Raw genomic sequence first — 14,990 nt, 5'->3', positions numbered from 1 at the left:
GCCCCGCCTCGAAAGATGTAAACGGCGGACGCGAAACAGGAACGACTTCCGGCACATCAGTCGTTCAGAGGCCTGGTGGTGACAGGCTGAAACAGGTGAAGACGGCAGAATAATGCACGGCCGCCGCGGTGACGACGAAGCCATGCCAGATGGCGTTCTGAAAGCGCAGCTTTTCCCAGACATGGAAGATAACGCCGAGCGAATAGATGACGCCGCCGATGACGATCAGCAGCATCGAGGCAGAAGGAATGCGCGAGGCAACGGGCTCGGCCACCAGCACGCCGCTCCAGCCCATGGCGAGATAAAGCAGGATGGCAAGACGGTCGTAACGCCCGGGAAAGACGCATTTCAAGAAAATGCCGACGGCGGCGAACAGCCAGATCGCGACCAGCATGAACAAGAGCAGCGGATCGTCGGCACCGCGTTCGAGGAAGGGCGTATAAGTGGCGGCGATCAAGAGGAAGATCGCCGAATGATCGAAGCGGCGCAGATACCATTTCGTGCGCGAGACCGGCCAGGCGTTATAGGAAAAGGAAATGGCAAGCGTCAGCACCAGTCCGACGCCGTAGATCCAGGCGGCGGCGAGCGCGCCGTAGGAACTCCAGACCGTGGCGTAGAAGATCAGCACGGTGGCCCCGATCAGGGCCAGCACGAGACCGACACCGTGGACAATACCGTCGGCGATCAATTCGTATCTATCATAAGCCCAGCGAATGCCGTTGAACTCGCCCATGCACGCCAATCCGTTTCATACCCCGATTGCAATCGTCGCATCGAACGGACGGAGGTGCAACTGCGGCAAAGCGCACGGGCGGTAAATCTTCGTGACAGGCCGCAGTGGCGCAAAAATCAAACCTTCTGCCGGTCGACGAGCACCGAGCATTTGGCATGGCGCACGACCCGATCGGCGGTGGCACCGATGAAGTAGTTGGAAAAGTCCGGAACGTGCGAGGCGACGATAATCAGGTCGGCGCCGTGGCTTTCGGCGGCCGAAATGATCGCTTTGGCGGGCGGGCCGTTGCGGATCTCGATGGTTGCCGTGACGCCGGCTGCGGCGATCAGTGCTTCCAGCTTCTCGCGGCCATCCTTCATGGCGTCCTCGACCATATTGGCCGGCAGTTCGATCGCGACATAACTCGGCACATCCTCGACAACATTGAGCGCGATGATCTCGCCGCCTTCGTCGAGCAAGGACGCGGCCTTGCGGAGGATTTTTTCTCCCTTGTCGATGCCGCCGAGCGCGATCGCTACGATGATCTTTCTGTACATGGCTTCCCTCCATGACTGCGATGCATAAGCTTTCTCTAAAGAAGATATGAACGCATTGATCGCGATCAAGTGGGCGCAAGTCATCGTCAACGCCTGCTCAACGCTTCATCCTCAAAAACAGATCTTCTGTGAACAATCGGGATGCGCCATATAGAGATCAAGTACGGCAACCGAGGGGACCTCAGAGAATGAACCGGCGAAACTTCCTCGGGCTTGCTGCAGGCGGCACATTTGCCGCCACCGCCGGTACGCCTTCTATCTCAAGGGCCAATTCAGAGGCAGGAGACCAATCCATGACGACCGAAACTTCCTATGCGCTGACGCGACCCGCCTATATCGACCAGTCGCATCTGGTTGTGACCGACCTCGGTCTGGTTTCCGGCTTCTACCAATCGATGCTCGGCCTGAAGGTGATCGAGAAGACGGCGAGCGGCGAAGTGCTGGGTGTCGGCGACCTGCCTTTGCTGACGCTGACCACCGCAAAGAATGCCATGATCGCGCCGCGCAATGCCGCAGGCCTTTTCCACACCGCCTTCCTGATGCCGGACCGGACGGAGCTCGCACGCTGGCTGCGCCACGCGGCACAGAATAACGTCACGCTCGACGGCGCCTCGGACCATCTCGTCAGCGAAGCGATCTATCTTTCCGATCCGGAAGGCAACGGCATCGAGATCTATGCCGACCGCCCGCACGAACAATGGAAATTCCATGAGGACGGCATGGTGGAGATGGCGACGCTTCGCCTCGACCTGCAGGCGCTCTACAACAGCGCGCCTGATGAGCGCTGGGACGGCATGGCTGCGGGGACGGCGATCGGCCACCTGCATCTGCAGGTCGGCGACATCCCGCAGGCCGACGCCTTTTACCGCGACGTCCTCGGCCTCAAGCTGATGGCGCGCTATCCGGGCGCGAGCTTCTTTGCAAGCGGCGGCTACCACCACCATCTCGGCGCCAATATCTGGAACAGCCGAGGCGCCACGGCACGCGCCGGCAACATGACCGGGCTTTCGGACTACAAGGTCCGTTTCAACGACAAGGCGACGCTGGATGCGGCGGTCTCCAAGCTCGACGCACTGGAGATCAAGAGCGAGAAGCGCGACGGCGGCGTGTTTCTGAAAGATCCCTGGGGTATCGGCCTGACGCTTTCGGCGTAACTCCAGTAACTACGGATCAGCGCTATCGGTTGAAGGAATAAGGGCGGAAATCGGCCTGCTTCGGTTGCATGCCAGACGGCAACGGGCGCCAATGCCGCGCGCCTTCACATGCACCGCGCCACATTGTCACACCCTTGAGGAACCGGAACCGCATCGGCGCGTTTCCGTGACGAAGCAATGGGGCTTCGGGGACCTCACCGCATGGGCATCGCCAATGGCATCCGCAAACAAGCAAAGAAGATCGCCATCGGCGAACGCCACACCAGCGCCTGGGCACAGTCGCTGAAGGAGACGGCCGAAGAGCTGCCGCCGCCACCGCTGCACCGGCTGGAAAAGGACGGGCTCGATGTCAGCATGGCCTGGGCGATCATCGGCATCTTCGGCATTCTCTTCCTTGCCGCTGTCTATCTGATGTCGCTGATCCTCATTCCCATCACGCTTGCCGTCGTCGTCGGCATGATCCTCGGCATGGCGGCAGAAAAGCTCAGCAGGATGGGGGTGCCACGGCTTGCCAACGCCTTCATCCTGTCAAGCAGCGTTGCGCTGGTGATCTTCCTGTTGATCAACTCGCTTGCCGACCCGCTAATGACGCTAGCCAATGAAGGCCCCGCCTTCGCCGAGCGAACTATCAACCGCGTCATGCCTTATCTGGAGCGCATCAGATGGCTGCATATCACGCCGGCGACATTCGAAAGCGGGTCGATGTCGATCGGTGCGCTGCTCGAAAACACCGGCAATGTGCTGCATGTCGTGACCACCAGCCTGACGCCCGCCCTGGTGCAGGGATTGATTTTCTTTGCGGCGCTGCTGTTCTTCCTCGCTGGTCGGGTCAACCTGCGCAAGACGATCATCATGACCTTCCGCACCCGCACGCAACGCCTGGCCGCCATCCGTGTCATCAACGCCGTCGAGCAGGTGCTCGGCTTCTATTTCGCCACGGCCTCGCTGATCTATGTCGGGCTCGGCGTGGTCATGACTGTCATCGCCTATGTCGGCGGGCTGTCGGCCCCGGTGCTCTGGGGCTTCTTCGCCTTCCTGTCGAGCTTCATCCCCTATCTCGGCATCACACTGATGACGCTTGCCGTCGCGGTCGCCGGCATCCTGACTCATGATGGCCTCCTTATCGGCCTGATGCCGGCCGCTGCCTTCTTCACCGTGCATCTGCTCATGGAGAACCTGATCTTCCCCGCAGTGATGGGACGGCGGCTGGAAATCAATCCCTTCGTCGTCTTCCTCGCCATCCTATTCTGGACATGGATGTGGGGCGCCGTCGGCGCCATGCTGGCGCTGCCGCTCTCGCTGATCGTCATGACTGTCATCGACGAACTGCTGATCGAGGAAAAGCCGCAGCCGCAGTTGCCGAAATGATCAACCGGGGGAACGTCAGTGGCATCTGATCTCGATCTTGCCGAATCCGATCACGACCAGATGGTGAGCGGCCGTTCTCTCTGGGGGAAGAGCGGGATACGGCCGGAATGGCGGCCGATCGAGCAGAGCTTTTCCATCGATGTCGCCGTGATCGGCGGCGGCATCACCGGTGCCTTGGTTGCCGAACATCTGACGGCCCGCGGTTTTTCGGTGGCGATCATCGACCGGGAGGAGCCCGGTTTCGGCAGCACTGCGGCGAGCACGGCGATGCTGCAATGGGAAATCGACAGCACGCTCACCGAACTCGAGGATTATTACGGCTTCGAGCGCGCCGCCGGCATCTACCGCCGCAGTGGTGCCGCGGTCGCCGGCCTTTCCAAGCTGATCGCCGCAAACGGCATCGCCTGCAGCTTCCGGCCGCGCAACACGCTCTATCTGGCTGACGGCCGGGAAGGCGCGCGTGACCTCCTGGAGGAGCGCCAGCTTCGTCGCCGGGCGGGCCTGCCCGGCGTCTATCTCGAACATCCCGATCTCTTCACACAATTCGAACTCGACCGGGATGGTGCGATCTATTCGCCGGGTTCGGCAGAGTGCGATCCGCTGCTTCTGACCTGGGCGCTGCTGGAGATGGCGATGCGGCGCGGCGCGCGGCTGGTCAACGCTTCCGTAACCGCGCTTCACAGCGAAGGCAATCACGTCACGGCAGAGACAGGTGGAGGCCACGTCATCGAGGCGCGGCATGTCGTGCTGGCGACCGGCTATTCGATGCCGGGCCTCGACATGCCGAAGCTGCACCGGTCGACTTCGAGCTGGGCGCTCGCCACCGTGCCGCAGGACCCGGCAAATTTCTGGCGTGACAGGGCGCTGATCTGGGAGGACAGCCACCCCTATCTCTACATGCGCACGACGGCGGACAATCGCATCGTCGCCGGCGGCGAAGATGACGAGACGATCGATGCGGAGGCGCGCGACCGCAAGCTCCCGGCAAAGACCATGGCAATCCAGGAGAAGATGAAGCGGCTGTGGCCGAAAGCGGATACGCGGGTGGAACACGCCTGGTGCGGCACTTTCGGCGAGACGGTCGACGGTCTGCCGCTGATCGGCCCGGTGCCGGAGACGCCGCATGTCTTCGCAGCCTATGGCTACGGCGGCAACGGCATCACCTTTTCCTATCTCGCCGCGCAGATGATCGGCGCCATGCTCGCCGGCATGCATCGCGACTGGTTCGAAGATTTTGCGCTCGACAGGGATGGGCCGGGTTTGCGCCGTTTTGGAGAGGGTTTTGTGCGGGCCGGGAATGAGCTGAGGTAAGTAAGGTCTCACATTGACTGTCGTGGCGTGCCGCCCCCCTCTGCCCTGCCGGGCATCTCCCCCACAAGGAGGGAGATTGGCTGGGCGAGATGGCTTCCCTAAACAACTGGCCGTCACATGAATCGTGAACTTAGGGTGAGGCATCGCTTCTTGCCGATCTCCCCCCTTGTGGGGGAGATGGCCGGCAGGCCAGAGGGGGGTGTCCCCACGGCATGCCTTCGATCACTCCGTCGTCTTGTCGTCACCGGTATCCTCGACATCCTGGAGACGGACGAATTGCGTGCCCTTGGCCTTGAGATCGACCAGCGCCTTGGCTACCCCCTCGCCGGCTGCATGGGTCGGCTGGTTGATGTGGGAGATGACGACGTCGCCGTCCCTGGCCGAGGCGATGCGCTTTTCGGTGATGACAGCTCCGAGCAGCGAACCGCCGTCGCCGTTCACGGAATAACCGGCGATGCGATAGCCCATGGCGCGGATCTCGCCGATGGCGGACAGATCATATTTGGCGGTCGAACCGCGGAACCAATGCGGCGCCGGGATGCCGGCCGCGACCATGGCGGCAGCGCCGCCTTCGACCTCCTGCCGCACCGCCTGCGGCGAGCCGGCGGACGCAATGCCATAGACCAGCGTCGGCGTGTCGACGGCCGGAATATGGTTCTGGCCATGATTTTCGAGTTCGAAGAGATCAGGATTTTGCAGGAATACGGCAAGTGCTGCGGGATTGCGCTTCAGCCAGCGGGCGGTGACGAAGATCGTTGCCGGGATACGTTCACGCACCAGCGTCGAAAGGATGCGCTCGTCCGCCTGCCCCATGCAGGCATCGAAGGTCAGCGCAATGCGAGCGTGGCCGACAAGGTTCGAGCGGGCGATGTGCAGATGCGGCTCGACGAGTTTTAGCGCCGACGCCTTCGGGGCCGGCCTAACCGCAGCCGGGACCGAACCAACCGCCGTCGGCACGGCTGACGGAATTCCGTCCGCGAATGCAGCGGAGATACTGACGAGAAGGAACGCCGAAGTGAGCAGGATGCGGTTCATGTAATGGATTTCTATGATTCGAGCTGCCGATTTTAGCGGCGGCTCTCTCCCGGCGCCATGCGGCCGGATGTCACCGTAGCCGCTTGGACGGGCAGGACCGCATCAATCACCGCATCAGTCATAGAGATAGTACTTGTCCCACTTCTCGCGCGGCACCTTCTCGCCGATCTCATAATTGAGTTCGCGCACGTTGATATGCTGCGGACCGGTGATGCAATTGTAGGAGAGATGGTACCAGTCGCCCTTGCTGCGGAAGACCGCACCCGGCGCGTCCAGCGAATTGTCGCCGGGGATCGGGTCCTTGAAGGTGTAGGCGATCACCTTGTCGGGCTTGAAGCCGGTGCTGTCCTTGTTGATACGGCTCATCGCCTCGGTGTCGCAGCTCTGTTCCAGGCGGGTCGAGGGATCGAGTTTTTCCAGCTGCTTCTTGATGGCGGGATCGACGGCAAAGGCGGGGGCAGCAAGGCTTGCGAGGGATAGAAACAGGACCAGACGTTTCGGCATTGCGGTGAAAATCCCTTACTGTTCTGCAATTCTTACCCTACCGCCGACAGCTTGCCGGGAGCTTGGCACGTGCAAATTCACTGAGATAGCGGACTTTCTTAAATATTGTGGTGACATCAAGGCAAGGTGGGCCGGGCGTCCTCCTTGTCTGTGGAAGGTCATCCGCGGCCTTGTCGCACCCTTGCCGCTTGATCCGGCGGCGGCGCGCCTCTATCTCTTGCCAACCCGCATTCCGACCCGGAGCCATTCCTTGTCCGTTTTCAAAAGCCTGCCGACACCGCCTGCCGCACCGAAGAAGCCGATCTCCGATACGCGCCACGGCATTACCCGCACGGACGACTATGCCTGGCTGCGCGCCGATAACTGGCAGGCGATGTTCAAGGATCCGTCGATCCTCGATCCTGAAATCCGCCGCCATCTCGAAGCTGAAAACATCTATATGAACGCGGCGATGGAGGACACCAAGCCGCTGCAGAAGGTGCTGTTTGCCGAAATGCGCGGCCGCATCAAGGAAGACGACAGCTCGGTGCCGATGAAGGATGGCGCCTATGCCTATGGCACCTTCTATGTCACAGGCGGCGAACAGCCGCGCTTTTTCCGCATCGCCCGCGACGGCAACGTCGCCGACGAGACGATCCGCACCGTGCTGCTCGACGGCGACAAGGAGGCGGCCGGCAAGGCCTATTTCCGCCTCGCCGGCCTCGACCATACCAGCGACCACAACCGCGGCATCTGGGGTTATGACGACAAGGGTTCGGAGTTCTTCACGCTGCAGGTGCGCGACTTCCAGACCGGGCAAGACCTTGCCGACCGGATCGAGAATACCGGCGGCGGCGGCGTCTGGGCGCCCGATGGCAAGAGCTTCTTCTATTCGGCGCTCGACGAGAACCACCGGCCGTCGAAGGTGTTCCACCATATTCTCGGCCAGCCGCAGTCGGAAGACCGGCTGGTCTATGAGGAGGCGGATGCCGGCTTCTTCATGGGCGTCGGCGGCTCGCTGCTTGACGATTTCATCTATATCGACATTCACGACCACGAGACCAGCGAATACCGGCTGTTGTCGACCAAGGATCTCACAGCCGAGCCGAAGCTGGTGGCGGCGCGCGAGGAAGGCATCGAATATTCGCTGACCGAGGGCGGCGACGTCTTCTACATCCTCACCAATGACGGCGGCGCCAAGGATTTCAAAATCATGGAAGCGCCGGTCGACAATCCGGTGAAGGAAAACTGGCGCGAAGTGGTCGCCCACAAGCCCGGCACGCTGGTTATCAGCCACATGGCCTATGCCCGCCATCTTCTGTGGCTGGAGCGCAAGGACGGGCTGCCGCAGATCATGATCCGCGATCGGGCGACCGGCGAGGAACATGCGATCGCCTTTGCCGAGGAAGCCTATTCGCTGGGACTGCAGGGCGCGGCGGAATATGACTCGGATATCATCCGCTTCTCCTATTCGTCGATGACGACACCGTCGCAGCTCTATGATTACAACATGGTGACGCGCGAGCGCACGCTGTTGAAAACGCAGGAAGTACCGTCCGGCCACAATCCCGACGACTACGTCACCCGCCGCGTCTTTGCGCCGGCCTGGGATGGCGAGAAGGTGCCGGTCACCCTGCTCTATCGCAGGGATACCCCACTCGACGGCAGCGCGCCCTGCCTGCTCTACGGCTATGGCGCCTACGGCATCACCATTCCGGCCGGCTTCAACACCAACTGCCTGTCGCTCGCCGATCGCGGCTTCGTCTATGCCATCGCCCATATCCGCGGCGGTAAGGACAAGGGATTTTCCTGGTACGAAGACGGCAAGATGGACAAGAAGACCAACACCTTCAAAGACTTCGTCGCAGCGGCAGATTATCTGAATCAACAGAAGTTCACCTCTTACGCGAAGATCATCGCCGAGGGCGGATCGGCCGGCGGCATGCTGATGGGTGCGGTAGCCAACATGGCGCCGGAGAAGTTCGCCGGCCTCATCGCCGCCGTTCCCTTCGTCGACGTGCTCAACACCATGCTCGACGACACTTTGCCGCTCACCCCGCCGGAATGGCCGGAATGGGGCAACCCGATCGACAGCCAGGAAGAATACGAGCAGATCGCATCCTACTCGCCCTATGACAATGTCGACGCAAAAGCCTATCCGCCGATCCTGGCGCTCGGCGGCCTGACCGACCCGCGCGTCACCTATTGGGAACCGGCCAAATGGGTTGCGAAGCTGCGCGACAAGACGACGGGCAACGCGCCGATCCTGCTCAAGACTAACATGGACGCCGGCCATGGCGGCGCCTCGGGCCGCTTCCAGCGGCTGGAAGAGATCGCGTTTGAGTATGCGTTTGCGATCAAGGTTGCCGGCAAGATGTGAAGGGTTGGGGGCGTGCTAGTGGCACGGCACCCCCCTCTGCCCTGCCGGGCATCTCCCCGGAGATCGGCAGGAGGCCATGCCTCGCCCTGATTTGAGATTGATGTGACGGCCTGTTGTTTGGGGAAGCCATCGCGCCCAGCCAATCTCCCCACCTGTGGGGGAGATGCCCGGCAGGGCAGAGGGGGGCCGGCACGGCACGAGGTCAAGGGAGAATGAAATGCCCGTCTATATCGCCCTCCTCCGCGCCGTAAACGTCGGCGGCACCGGCTCTTTGCCAATGGCCGAGCTGAAGGCGATCTGCGAAGGCCTCGGCTTTTCCGACGTCAAGACCTACATCCAGAGCGGCAACGTGCTTTTCCGTTCGGACGAAGCGGAAAAGACGGTGGAGGAGCGGCTCGACGAGGCGCTCGGCAAGACGATGGGCAAGCGGCCGGGCGTGATGGTGCGCAGCCGCAAGGAACTCGACGGAATCGTTGCCAACGCACCCTTTCCCGATGCCAAGCCGAACTTCCTGCTCGTCTACTTCCTGCCCGAAAAGGCGACCGGCGATGCGCTGGCGACGATGGTTGCGCCCGACGGCGAGGAGGCGAAACTCGCCGGCCGGGAAATCTACGTGCATTACCCCAACGGCTCCGGCCGCTCGAAGCTGAAGCTGCCGGCGCTGAAGACTGGAACGTCGCGCAATCTCAACACCGTGCGAAAGCTCGCGGAAATGGCCGCGGCGATGGAAGGCAAGGACTGACGCCCAAAAAGCTAGTGCGGCTCTGCGCCTCCATGAAAGGCTGAACCGCTCGACGCCTTCGGCATCTCCGCCACCGGCAGGAAGAGCATCTTTACGAAGGTGCGGAGCATCAGCACCTGTTCGGCCAGCGTGTTCGGCTCCTTCAGCGTCTTCGACAAAACGATGCCGCCTTCCAGGACGGAGGACACCATGTCGGCAAGCTGGTCGACGTCGACGGGTTCGCGTAGCGGATAGACGGCCACGATATCCCGGATCATGCGGCCGAAGCGCCGCCGCCAGGCAAGCACCGCATTCCGGTTGATCTCCCGTATCTCCCGGTCGAACAGCCGCTCGTAGTAGCAGATGCCCGCCACAAGGCAGCCCGGATGGCCGTTCGGCAGGTCGGAGAGCAATTCGGAAAGCAGCTTCAGGCCGAGCAGGAAGGATTGCAGCGGATCGTCGGTCAGGTCGCGCGCGCGGCTGAAGATTTCGTCGTAGATGCGCTCGTCATTTTCGATGTAGCGGTTGAGCAGCGCCTTGGCGAGCTCGTTCTTGTCCCTGAAATGATAGAAGAAGCCGCTCTTGGTGATGCCGGTCTCGGCGATCAGCTCCTCGATGGAAGTGCCGCCGAAACCCTTCTGCAAGACTGCCGCTTCGGCCACATCGAGGATGCGGGTCCGCGTTTCCTCGCCCTTTCGCATGTCCCCTCCTGTACCGGCGGTACAGTTTTCAGTCTCGCACGATCAAACCTGCCTCCGCCCCCGGCAGGATCGGTTGAAGCAAGCAATTGATATCAATCGGCAAAAGCCACAACCGCCTGGAGTATACCTCAAGTCGCCTAGTTTGGCAGCCGATTAAGCGCCAGAACATCATTCATCGACGGCAGCCAATCGGCTGCCGCGGTGGAGAGGCTTCAACAATGGCAAAGTACAGAAACTGTTTGCCGCAGCTCAAAGGCGGCACTTTCATTACCGATGGCGGCATGGAAACGACGATGATCTTCCAGGAAGGGATCGAGCTTCCGCATTTCGCCGCCTTCATATTGCTGGCTTCCGAAGACGGGCGGCAGCGCATGCGGAATTACTATCGCCGTTATCTCGATATCGCACGGCGGCACGGCACGGGCTTCGTGCTCGATACCGCCACATGGCGGGCCAATCCGGACTGGGGGCAGAAGCTCGGCTATACCAGCGAAGCCCTGAAGGCGGTCAATGAGGAGGCCATCGACTTGCTGGTCGGCTTGCACAGCGCCTATGAACGGCCGGAGCAGCCGATCGTGATCAGCGGCGCGATCGGCCCGCGCGGCGACGGCTACAAGGCAGGCTTCATGGATGCGGCCGAAGCGGAAGACTACCACGCCTTTCAGATCGGGGCTTTTGCCGGCACTGAAGCCGACATGGTGAGCGCCTTCACGCTGACTAATATCGACGAGGCGATCGGCGTGGCGCGGGCCGCACAGTCGCTCGGCATGCCCTCGGCCATCTCCTTCACGCTCGAGACGGATGGCCGGTTGGTGACGGGCCGCAGCATTCAGGAGGCCATCGAGACGACCGATGCGATGACCGGCGGGGCGCCTGCCTATTACATGATCAACTGCGCCCACCCGACGCATTTCGAAACAGCGCTCGATCCTGGAAGCGCCTGGGTGAAGCGCATTTCGGGCATCCGCGCCAATGCCTCGACCATGAGCCATGAGCAGCTCGACAATAGCGAGACGCTCGATGCGGGCGATCCCGAAGATCTCGGCCGCCGCTACCGCAAGCTCATCGACCGCATGCCGGAGCTCCGCGTGCTCGGCGGCTGCTGCGGCACCGACCACCGCCACGTCGCGGCGATCTGCGAGGCATGCCTGCCGCAAGCGGCGTGACGACCTGAGAGGGAGGAGATGTTGTATCCGGCAGGGCAGAGGGTGCCGGCACGGCACAACAGAAATGGCGACGGCGGTGGACGGGCCGCGGGCGGCGTCAGCTTTCGGCGACGGCGCCCTTCCTCTGTTTCGCCCTATAACCGGTGATCTCCTCGCCGGCGGTCGGCGAGAAGCGCAGGTTCCAAAAGGTGGCGGTGATGGAGATGATCGTGACGACGATGAAGGCGGCCGAGAAATCGCCAAGAGCCGGCGTCTCAGTGCCTGACAAAGCCATGGAGCCGTGCAGCGCCAAGGCGCCGATGCAGATGCCGAGTGACAGCATCAGCTGCTGGAAGGTGGTGTAGAAGCTCGTGGCCGAGCTCATCCGCTCCTTGCTGATCTCGTCATAGGCAATGGTGTTATAGGCGGTGAACTGGAACGACAGGAAGAAGGCGCTGAGCACCAGGACGACGAAGATCAGCGGCATCGGCCAGTCCGGCCGGAAGGCGGCACAAAGGCCATAGCCGATCGTCCCGAGGATACCGTTGAGGATGAGGCTTCTGCGGAAGCCCAGCCGGCGGAAGACAAACTTGGCCATCGGCTTCATGGCGAGAGCGCCAAGCGCGGTCGCGATGATGATCTGGCCGGCCGCGGCGGCAGACAGGCCGAAGCCGATCTGGAAGAGCAGCGGCAGGAGGAAGGGCTGCGCCCCTTGCGTGATGCGGGTCAGGGAACCAGCAATGACAGACGTGCCGAAGCTTGGCACCTTCATCAGCGAGAAATCCATGATCGGCGACGGATGCTTGCGGGCATGCCTGAGATAGGCGATGCCGAAGAGCAGGCCGATGGCGATCAGGAAGATCGAAAACGCACCCTCACCCTCATGGCTCGACATTTCGAAGCCGAAGAGCAGCGAACCGAGCGAGATGCCCGAGAGGACGAAACCGATCGTATCGAACGGACCACTTGCCTTGCCCTTGACCTCGTCGATGTAGATCGAGACGAAGATCATACCGATGATGCCGATCGGCACGTTGATATAAAAGATCCAGCGCCAGTCGAGATAGGTGACGATGAAGCCGCCGAGCGGCGGGCCGACAATCGGGCCGATCAGCGCCGGTACGAGCAGCCAGGACATGGCGCTGACCATATCCTTGCGGTCGACGCTGCGCATCAGCACCAGGCGCCCGACCGGCATCATCATCGCGCCGCCTATGCCCTGAAGCAGCCGCGCCAGCACCAGGAAGGACAGCGTCGGCGCCAGAGCACAGAGGATGGAGCCGACGACGAAGACGGCGATCGCCGAGCGGAAAACGGTGCGGGAGCCGAAACTGTCGGCCATCCGGCCGCTTGCCGGGATGAAGATCGCAAGGCTCAAGAGATAGGAAGTCAGGGCGATCGACATGGCCGGGGCGCCGACGCCGAAATCGCGCGCCATGGTGGGCAGCGCGGTCGCAAGCACGGTCGCATCGATGTTTTCCATCAGCATCGCACTCGCGACAATCATCGCGATCACCCGAAAATTGGGCGTGGCGCGCCGAACCATCGGCGCCTGGTAAATCTGATCCGACATCGTCCGGGATCACTCGCGGTGGCGCGGCGGAGCACACAAAGGCAGCAAGGCCGCGGGGGATGACATGGCGCAAAGCCAAGGGGAGACGATTTGCTATACGCCCGCGATCATGGCGGCGCTATGTCGTTTATGGCAAAGCTGCTTTGACGAGAGGTAAAGGCAGGTCACGATTCCTTGCATCGGTTCGATCTTCGTGAATGTCCGGCTTGCGCCACAGACACCCCGGCCCTACCTATGAACCATGACCTCCGCCCTGCAGAAAAACCGGCCCGGTGCGGCCTTTCCGTTCGACAACAGCTATGTCGGTTTGCCGCCCCACTTCTTTGCGGCGCAAGCGCCGACCGCGGTGGCGGAGCCTTGGCTGATCAAGCTCAACGAGGCGCTCGCCGCCGAACTCGGGCTCGATGTCGAGGCCTTGCGCCGCGATGGCGCGGCGATCTTTTCCGGCAATCTCGTTCCCGAAGGGGCCGAACCGCTGGCGATGGCCTATGCCGGGCACCAGTTCGGCGGCTTCTCGCCGCAGCTCGGTGACGGGCGGGCGATCCTTCTCGGCGAGGTGGTCGGCCGCAGCGGCAAGCGCTACGACATCCAGCTGAAGGGCGCCGGACCAACGCCTTTTTCGCGCCGCGGCGATGGGCGGGCGGCAATCGGGCCGGTCTTGCGTGAATATATCATCAGCGAAGCGATGTTCGCGCTCGGCATTCCCGCCACGCGGGCGCTGGCGGCGGTGACGACAGGCGAGCCGGTCTATCGCGAAGAGGTGCTGCCGGGCGCGGTTTTCACCCGCGTCGCGGCCAGCCATGTCCGCGTCGGCACCTTCCAGTACTTCGCAGCCAGGGGCGATACCGACGGCGTGCGGGCTCTGGCCGATTATGTGATCGACCGGCACTATCCGGCATTGAAAGAAGCCGAGAACCCCTATCTCGCGCTGTTCGAAGCGGTCTCCGAACGCCAGGCGGCGCTGATTGCCCGCTGGCTGCATGTCGGCTTCATCCATGGCGTGATGAACACGGACAATATGACCGTCTCCGGCGAGACGATCGATTTCGGCCCCTGCGCTTTCATGGATGCCTATGATCCGGCGACCGTTTTTTCGTCGATCGACCAGCATGGTCGTTACGCCTATGCCAACCAGCCCGGCATCGGCCAATGGAACCTCGCAAGGCTCGGCGAAACGCTGCTGCCGCTGATCGACGCCGAGCCCGACGGCGCGGTCGACAAGGCCAATATCGTGATAAAGAGTTACGGTGAACGGTTCCAGGCGCATTGGCTGGCCGGCATGCGCGAAAAGATCGGCCTTGCCGGCGAAGAGGACGGCGATCTCGACCTGGTGCAGGCGTTACTGTCACTGATGCAGGCGCAGGGCGCCGATTTCACCCTGACCTTCCGGCGGCTATCGGATCTTGCCGGCGATGATGCCGCAGAGCCTGAATTTGCGGCGAGTTTCCGCGAGCCGGACGCCCGCGGCGCGTGGCTTACGCAGTGGCGCGAGCGGCTGTCACGCGATCCGCAGACGGCCACCGAGCGCGCCATTGCCATGCGCCGCGTCAATCCGGCCTTCATTCCGCGCAATCACCGCGTCGAACAGGCGATCGAGGCCGCCGTCGAGAATGGCGATTTTTCGCTGTTCGAGGCGCTGCTGAGCGTGCTTTCGAAACCCTATGAGGACCAGCCGGGCTTTGTTGCCTATCGGGAACCGCCGAAGCCCGACGAACGGGTGCTTGCGACCTTCTGCGGAACGTGACAGGCGCTTCGATCGTTTTCGGTGCGGCAGTTGCGCCACAGCGATCCGCTTCCATCCGGCCTGCGACGAAAAGGGCTGTCCTTGCAGGATCGCCGCCGCTACAGCG

13 protein-coding genes are annotated in these 14,990 nt (G+C 62.2%); 7 read left to right on the top strand and 6 right to left on the bottom strand.

Annotated elements, in window-relative coordinates; translation table 11 throughout:
* Window positions 1-64: 64 nt before the first annotated feature.
* Both trhA and AC245Y_RS05070 read right to left on the bottom strand, forming a co-directional pair.
* Window positions 65-733, bottom strand: coding sequence for a PAQR family membrane homeostasis protein TrhA (gene trhA / locus AC245Y_RS05075; RefSeq protein ID WP_026157291.1), 669 nt, complete (start codon window positions 731-733; stop codon window positions 65-67).
* A gap of 116 nt (window positions 734-849) precedes the next feature.
* Entirely contained in the window at window positions 850-1,269 is a 420-nt protein-coding gene (locus AC245Y_RS05070) for a universal stress protein (protein ID WP_012756642.1), read from the bottom strand.
* A gap of 188 nt (window positions 1,270-1,457) precedes the next feature.
* On the opposite strand from AC245Y_RS05070, the gene AC245Y_RS05065 reads away from it, so the two are divergent.
* From AC245Y_RS05065 to AC245Y_RS05055, 3 genes are all read left to right on the top strand, one after another.
* A complete protein-coding gene (locus AC245Y_RS05065) occupies window positions 1,458-2,423 on the top strand; it encodes a VOC family protein (RefSeq protein WP_017993407.1) in 966 nt (321 codons plus the stop codon).
* Between the two features lie 201 nt (window positions 2,424-2,624).
* Window positions 2,625-3,791 (top strand): AI-2E family transporter, encoded by a 1,167-nt coding sequence (locus AC245Y_RS05060; RefSeq protein ID WP_017993406.1) that lies wholly within the window; start codon window positions 2,625-2,627, stop codon window positions 3,789-3,791.
* An 18-nt stretch (window positions 3,792-3,809) separates the two neighbouring features.
* Complete coding sequence (locus tag AC245Y_RS05055) at window positions 3,810-5,102, top strand: NAD(P)/FAD-dependent oxidoreductase (RefSeq protein WP_017993405.1); 1,293 nt, start codon at window positions 3,810-3,812, stop codon at window positions 5,100-5,102.
* 222 nt (window positions 5,103-5,324) lie between these two features.
* Here the strand turns inward: AC245Y_RS05055 and AC245Y_RS05050 are convergent, their stop codons facing one another.
* Together AC245Y_RS05050 and AC245Y_RS05045 are read right to left on the bottom strand one after the other, a co-directional pair.
* Entirely contained in the window at window positions 5,325-6,137 is an 813-nt protein-coding gene (locus tag AC245Y_RS05050) for a polysaccharide deacetylase family protein (RefSeq protein WP_017993404.1), read from the bottom strand.
* 114 nt (window positions 6,138-6,251) lie between these two features.
* The gene (locus AC245Y_RS05045; RefSeq protein ID WP_012756636.1) at window positions 6,252-6,641 is read right to left on the bottom strand and encodes a DUF930 domain-containing protein; all 390 of its coding nucleotides are present in this window, start codon (window positions 6,639-6,641) and stop codon (window positions 6,252-6,254) included.
* Window positions 6,642-6,891: 250 nt separating this feature from the next.
* Between AC245Y_RS05045 and AC245Y_RS05040 the strand changes: the two genes are divergently transcribed.
* Together AC245Y_RS05040 and AC245Y_RS05035 are read left to right on the top strand one after the other, a co-directional pair.
* Window positions 6,892-9,000, top strand: a complete 2,109-nt coding sequence (locus AC245Y_RS05040; RefSeq protein WP_026157290.1) for a S9 family peptidase — start codon at window positions 6,892-6,894, stop codon at window positions 8,998-9,000.
* A gap of 217 nt (window positions 9,001-9,217) precedes the next feature.
* Entirely contained in the window at window positions 9,218-9,742 is a 525-nt protein-coding gene (locus AC245Y_RS05035; RefSeq protein ID WP_017993402.1) for a DUF1697 domain-containing protein, read from the top strand.
* An 11-nt stretch (window positions 9,743-9,753) separates the two neighbouring features.
* On the opposite strand, the gene AC245Y_RS05030 is transcribed toward AC245Y_RS05035, so the two are convergent.
* Window positions 9,754-10,422 carry a TetR/AcrR family transcriptional regulator gene (locus AC245Y_RS05030; protein WP_017993401.1) on the bottom strand — a complete coding sequence of 223 codons (669 nt, stop codon included), beginning with the start codon at window positions 10,420-10,422 and terminating at the stop codon, window positions 9,754-9,756.
* A 218-nt stretch (window positions 10,423-10,640) separates the two neighbouring features.
* Between AC245Y_RS05030 and AC245Y_RS05025 the strand changes: the two genes are divergently transcribed.
* Complete coding sequence (locus AC245Y_RS05025; protein WP_017993400.1) at window positions 10,641-11,588, top strand: homocysteine S-methyltransferase family protein; 948 nt, start codon at window positions 10,641-10,643, stop codon at window positions 11,586-11,588.
* Window positions 11,589-11,685: 97 nt separating this feature from the next.
* On the opposite strand, the gene AC245Y_RS05020 is transcribed toward AC245Y_RS05025, so the two are convergent.
* A complete protein-coding gene (locus tag AC245Y_RS05020; protein WP_012756631.1) occupies window positions 11,686-13,140 on the bottom strand; it encodes a DHA2 family efflux MFS transporter permease subunit in 1,455 nt (484 codons plus the stop codon).
* 241 nt (window positions 13,141-13,381) lie between these two features.
* On the opposite strand from AC245Y_RS05020, the gene AC245Y_RS05015 reads away from it, so the two are divergent.
* Window positions 13,382-14,884, top strand: coding sequence for a protein adenylyltransferase SelO (locus AC245Y_RS05015; RefSeq protein ID WP_012756630.1), 1,503 nt, complete (start codon window positions 13,382-13,384; stop codon window positions 14,882-14,884).
* The last annotated feature ends 106 nt before the right edge of the window (window positions 14,885-14,990 follow it).

This window comes from Rhizobium sp. SRDI943, from assembly GCF_057653695.1.
Note: the sequence above shows the minus strand (reverse complement) of the source record. Positions and strands in the feature narration are given on the sequence as shown.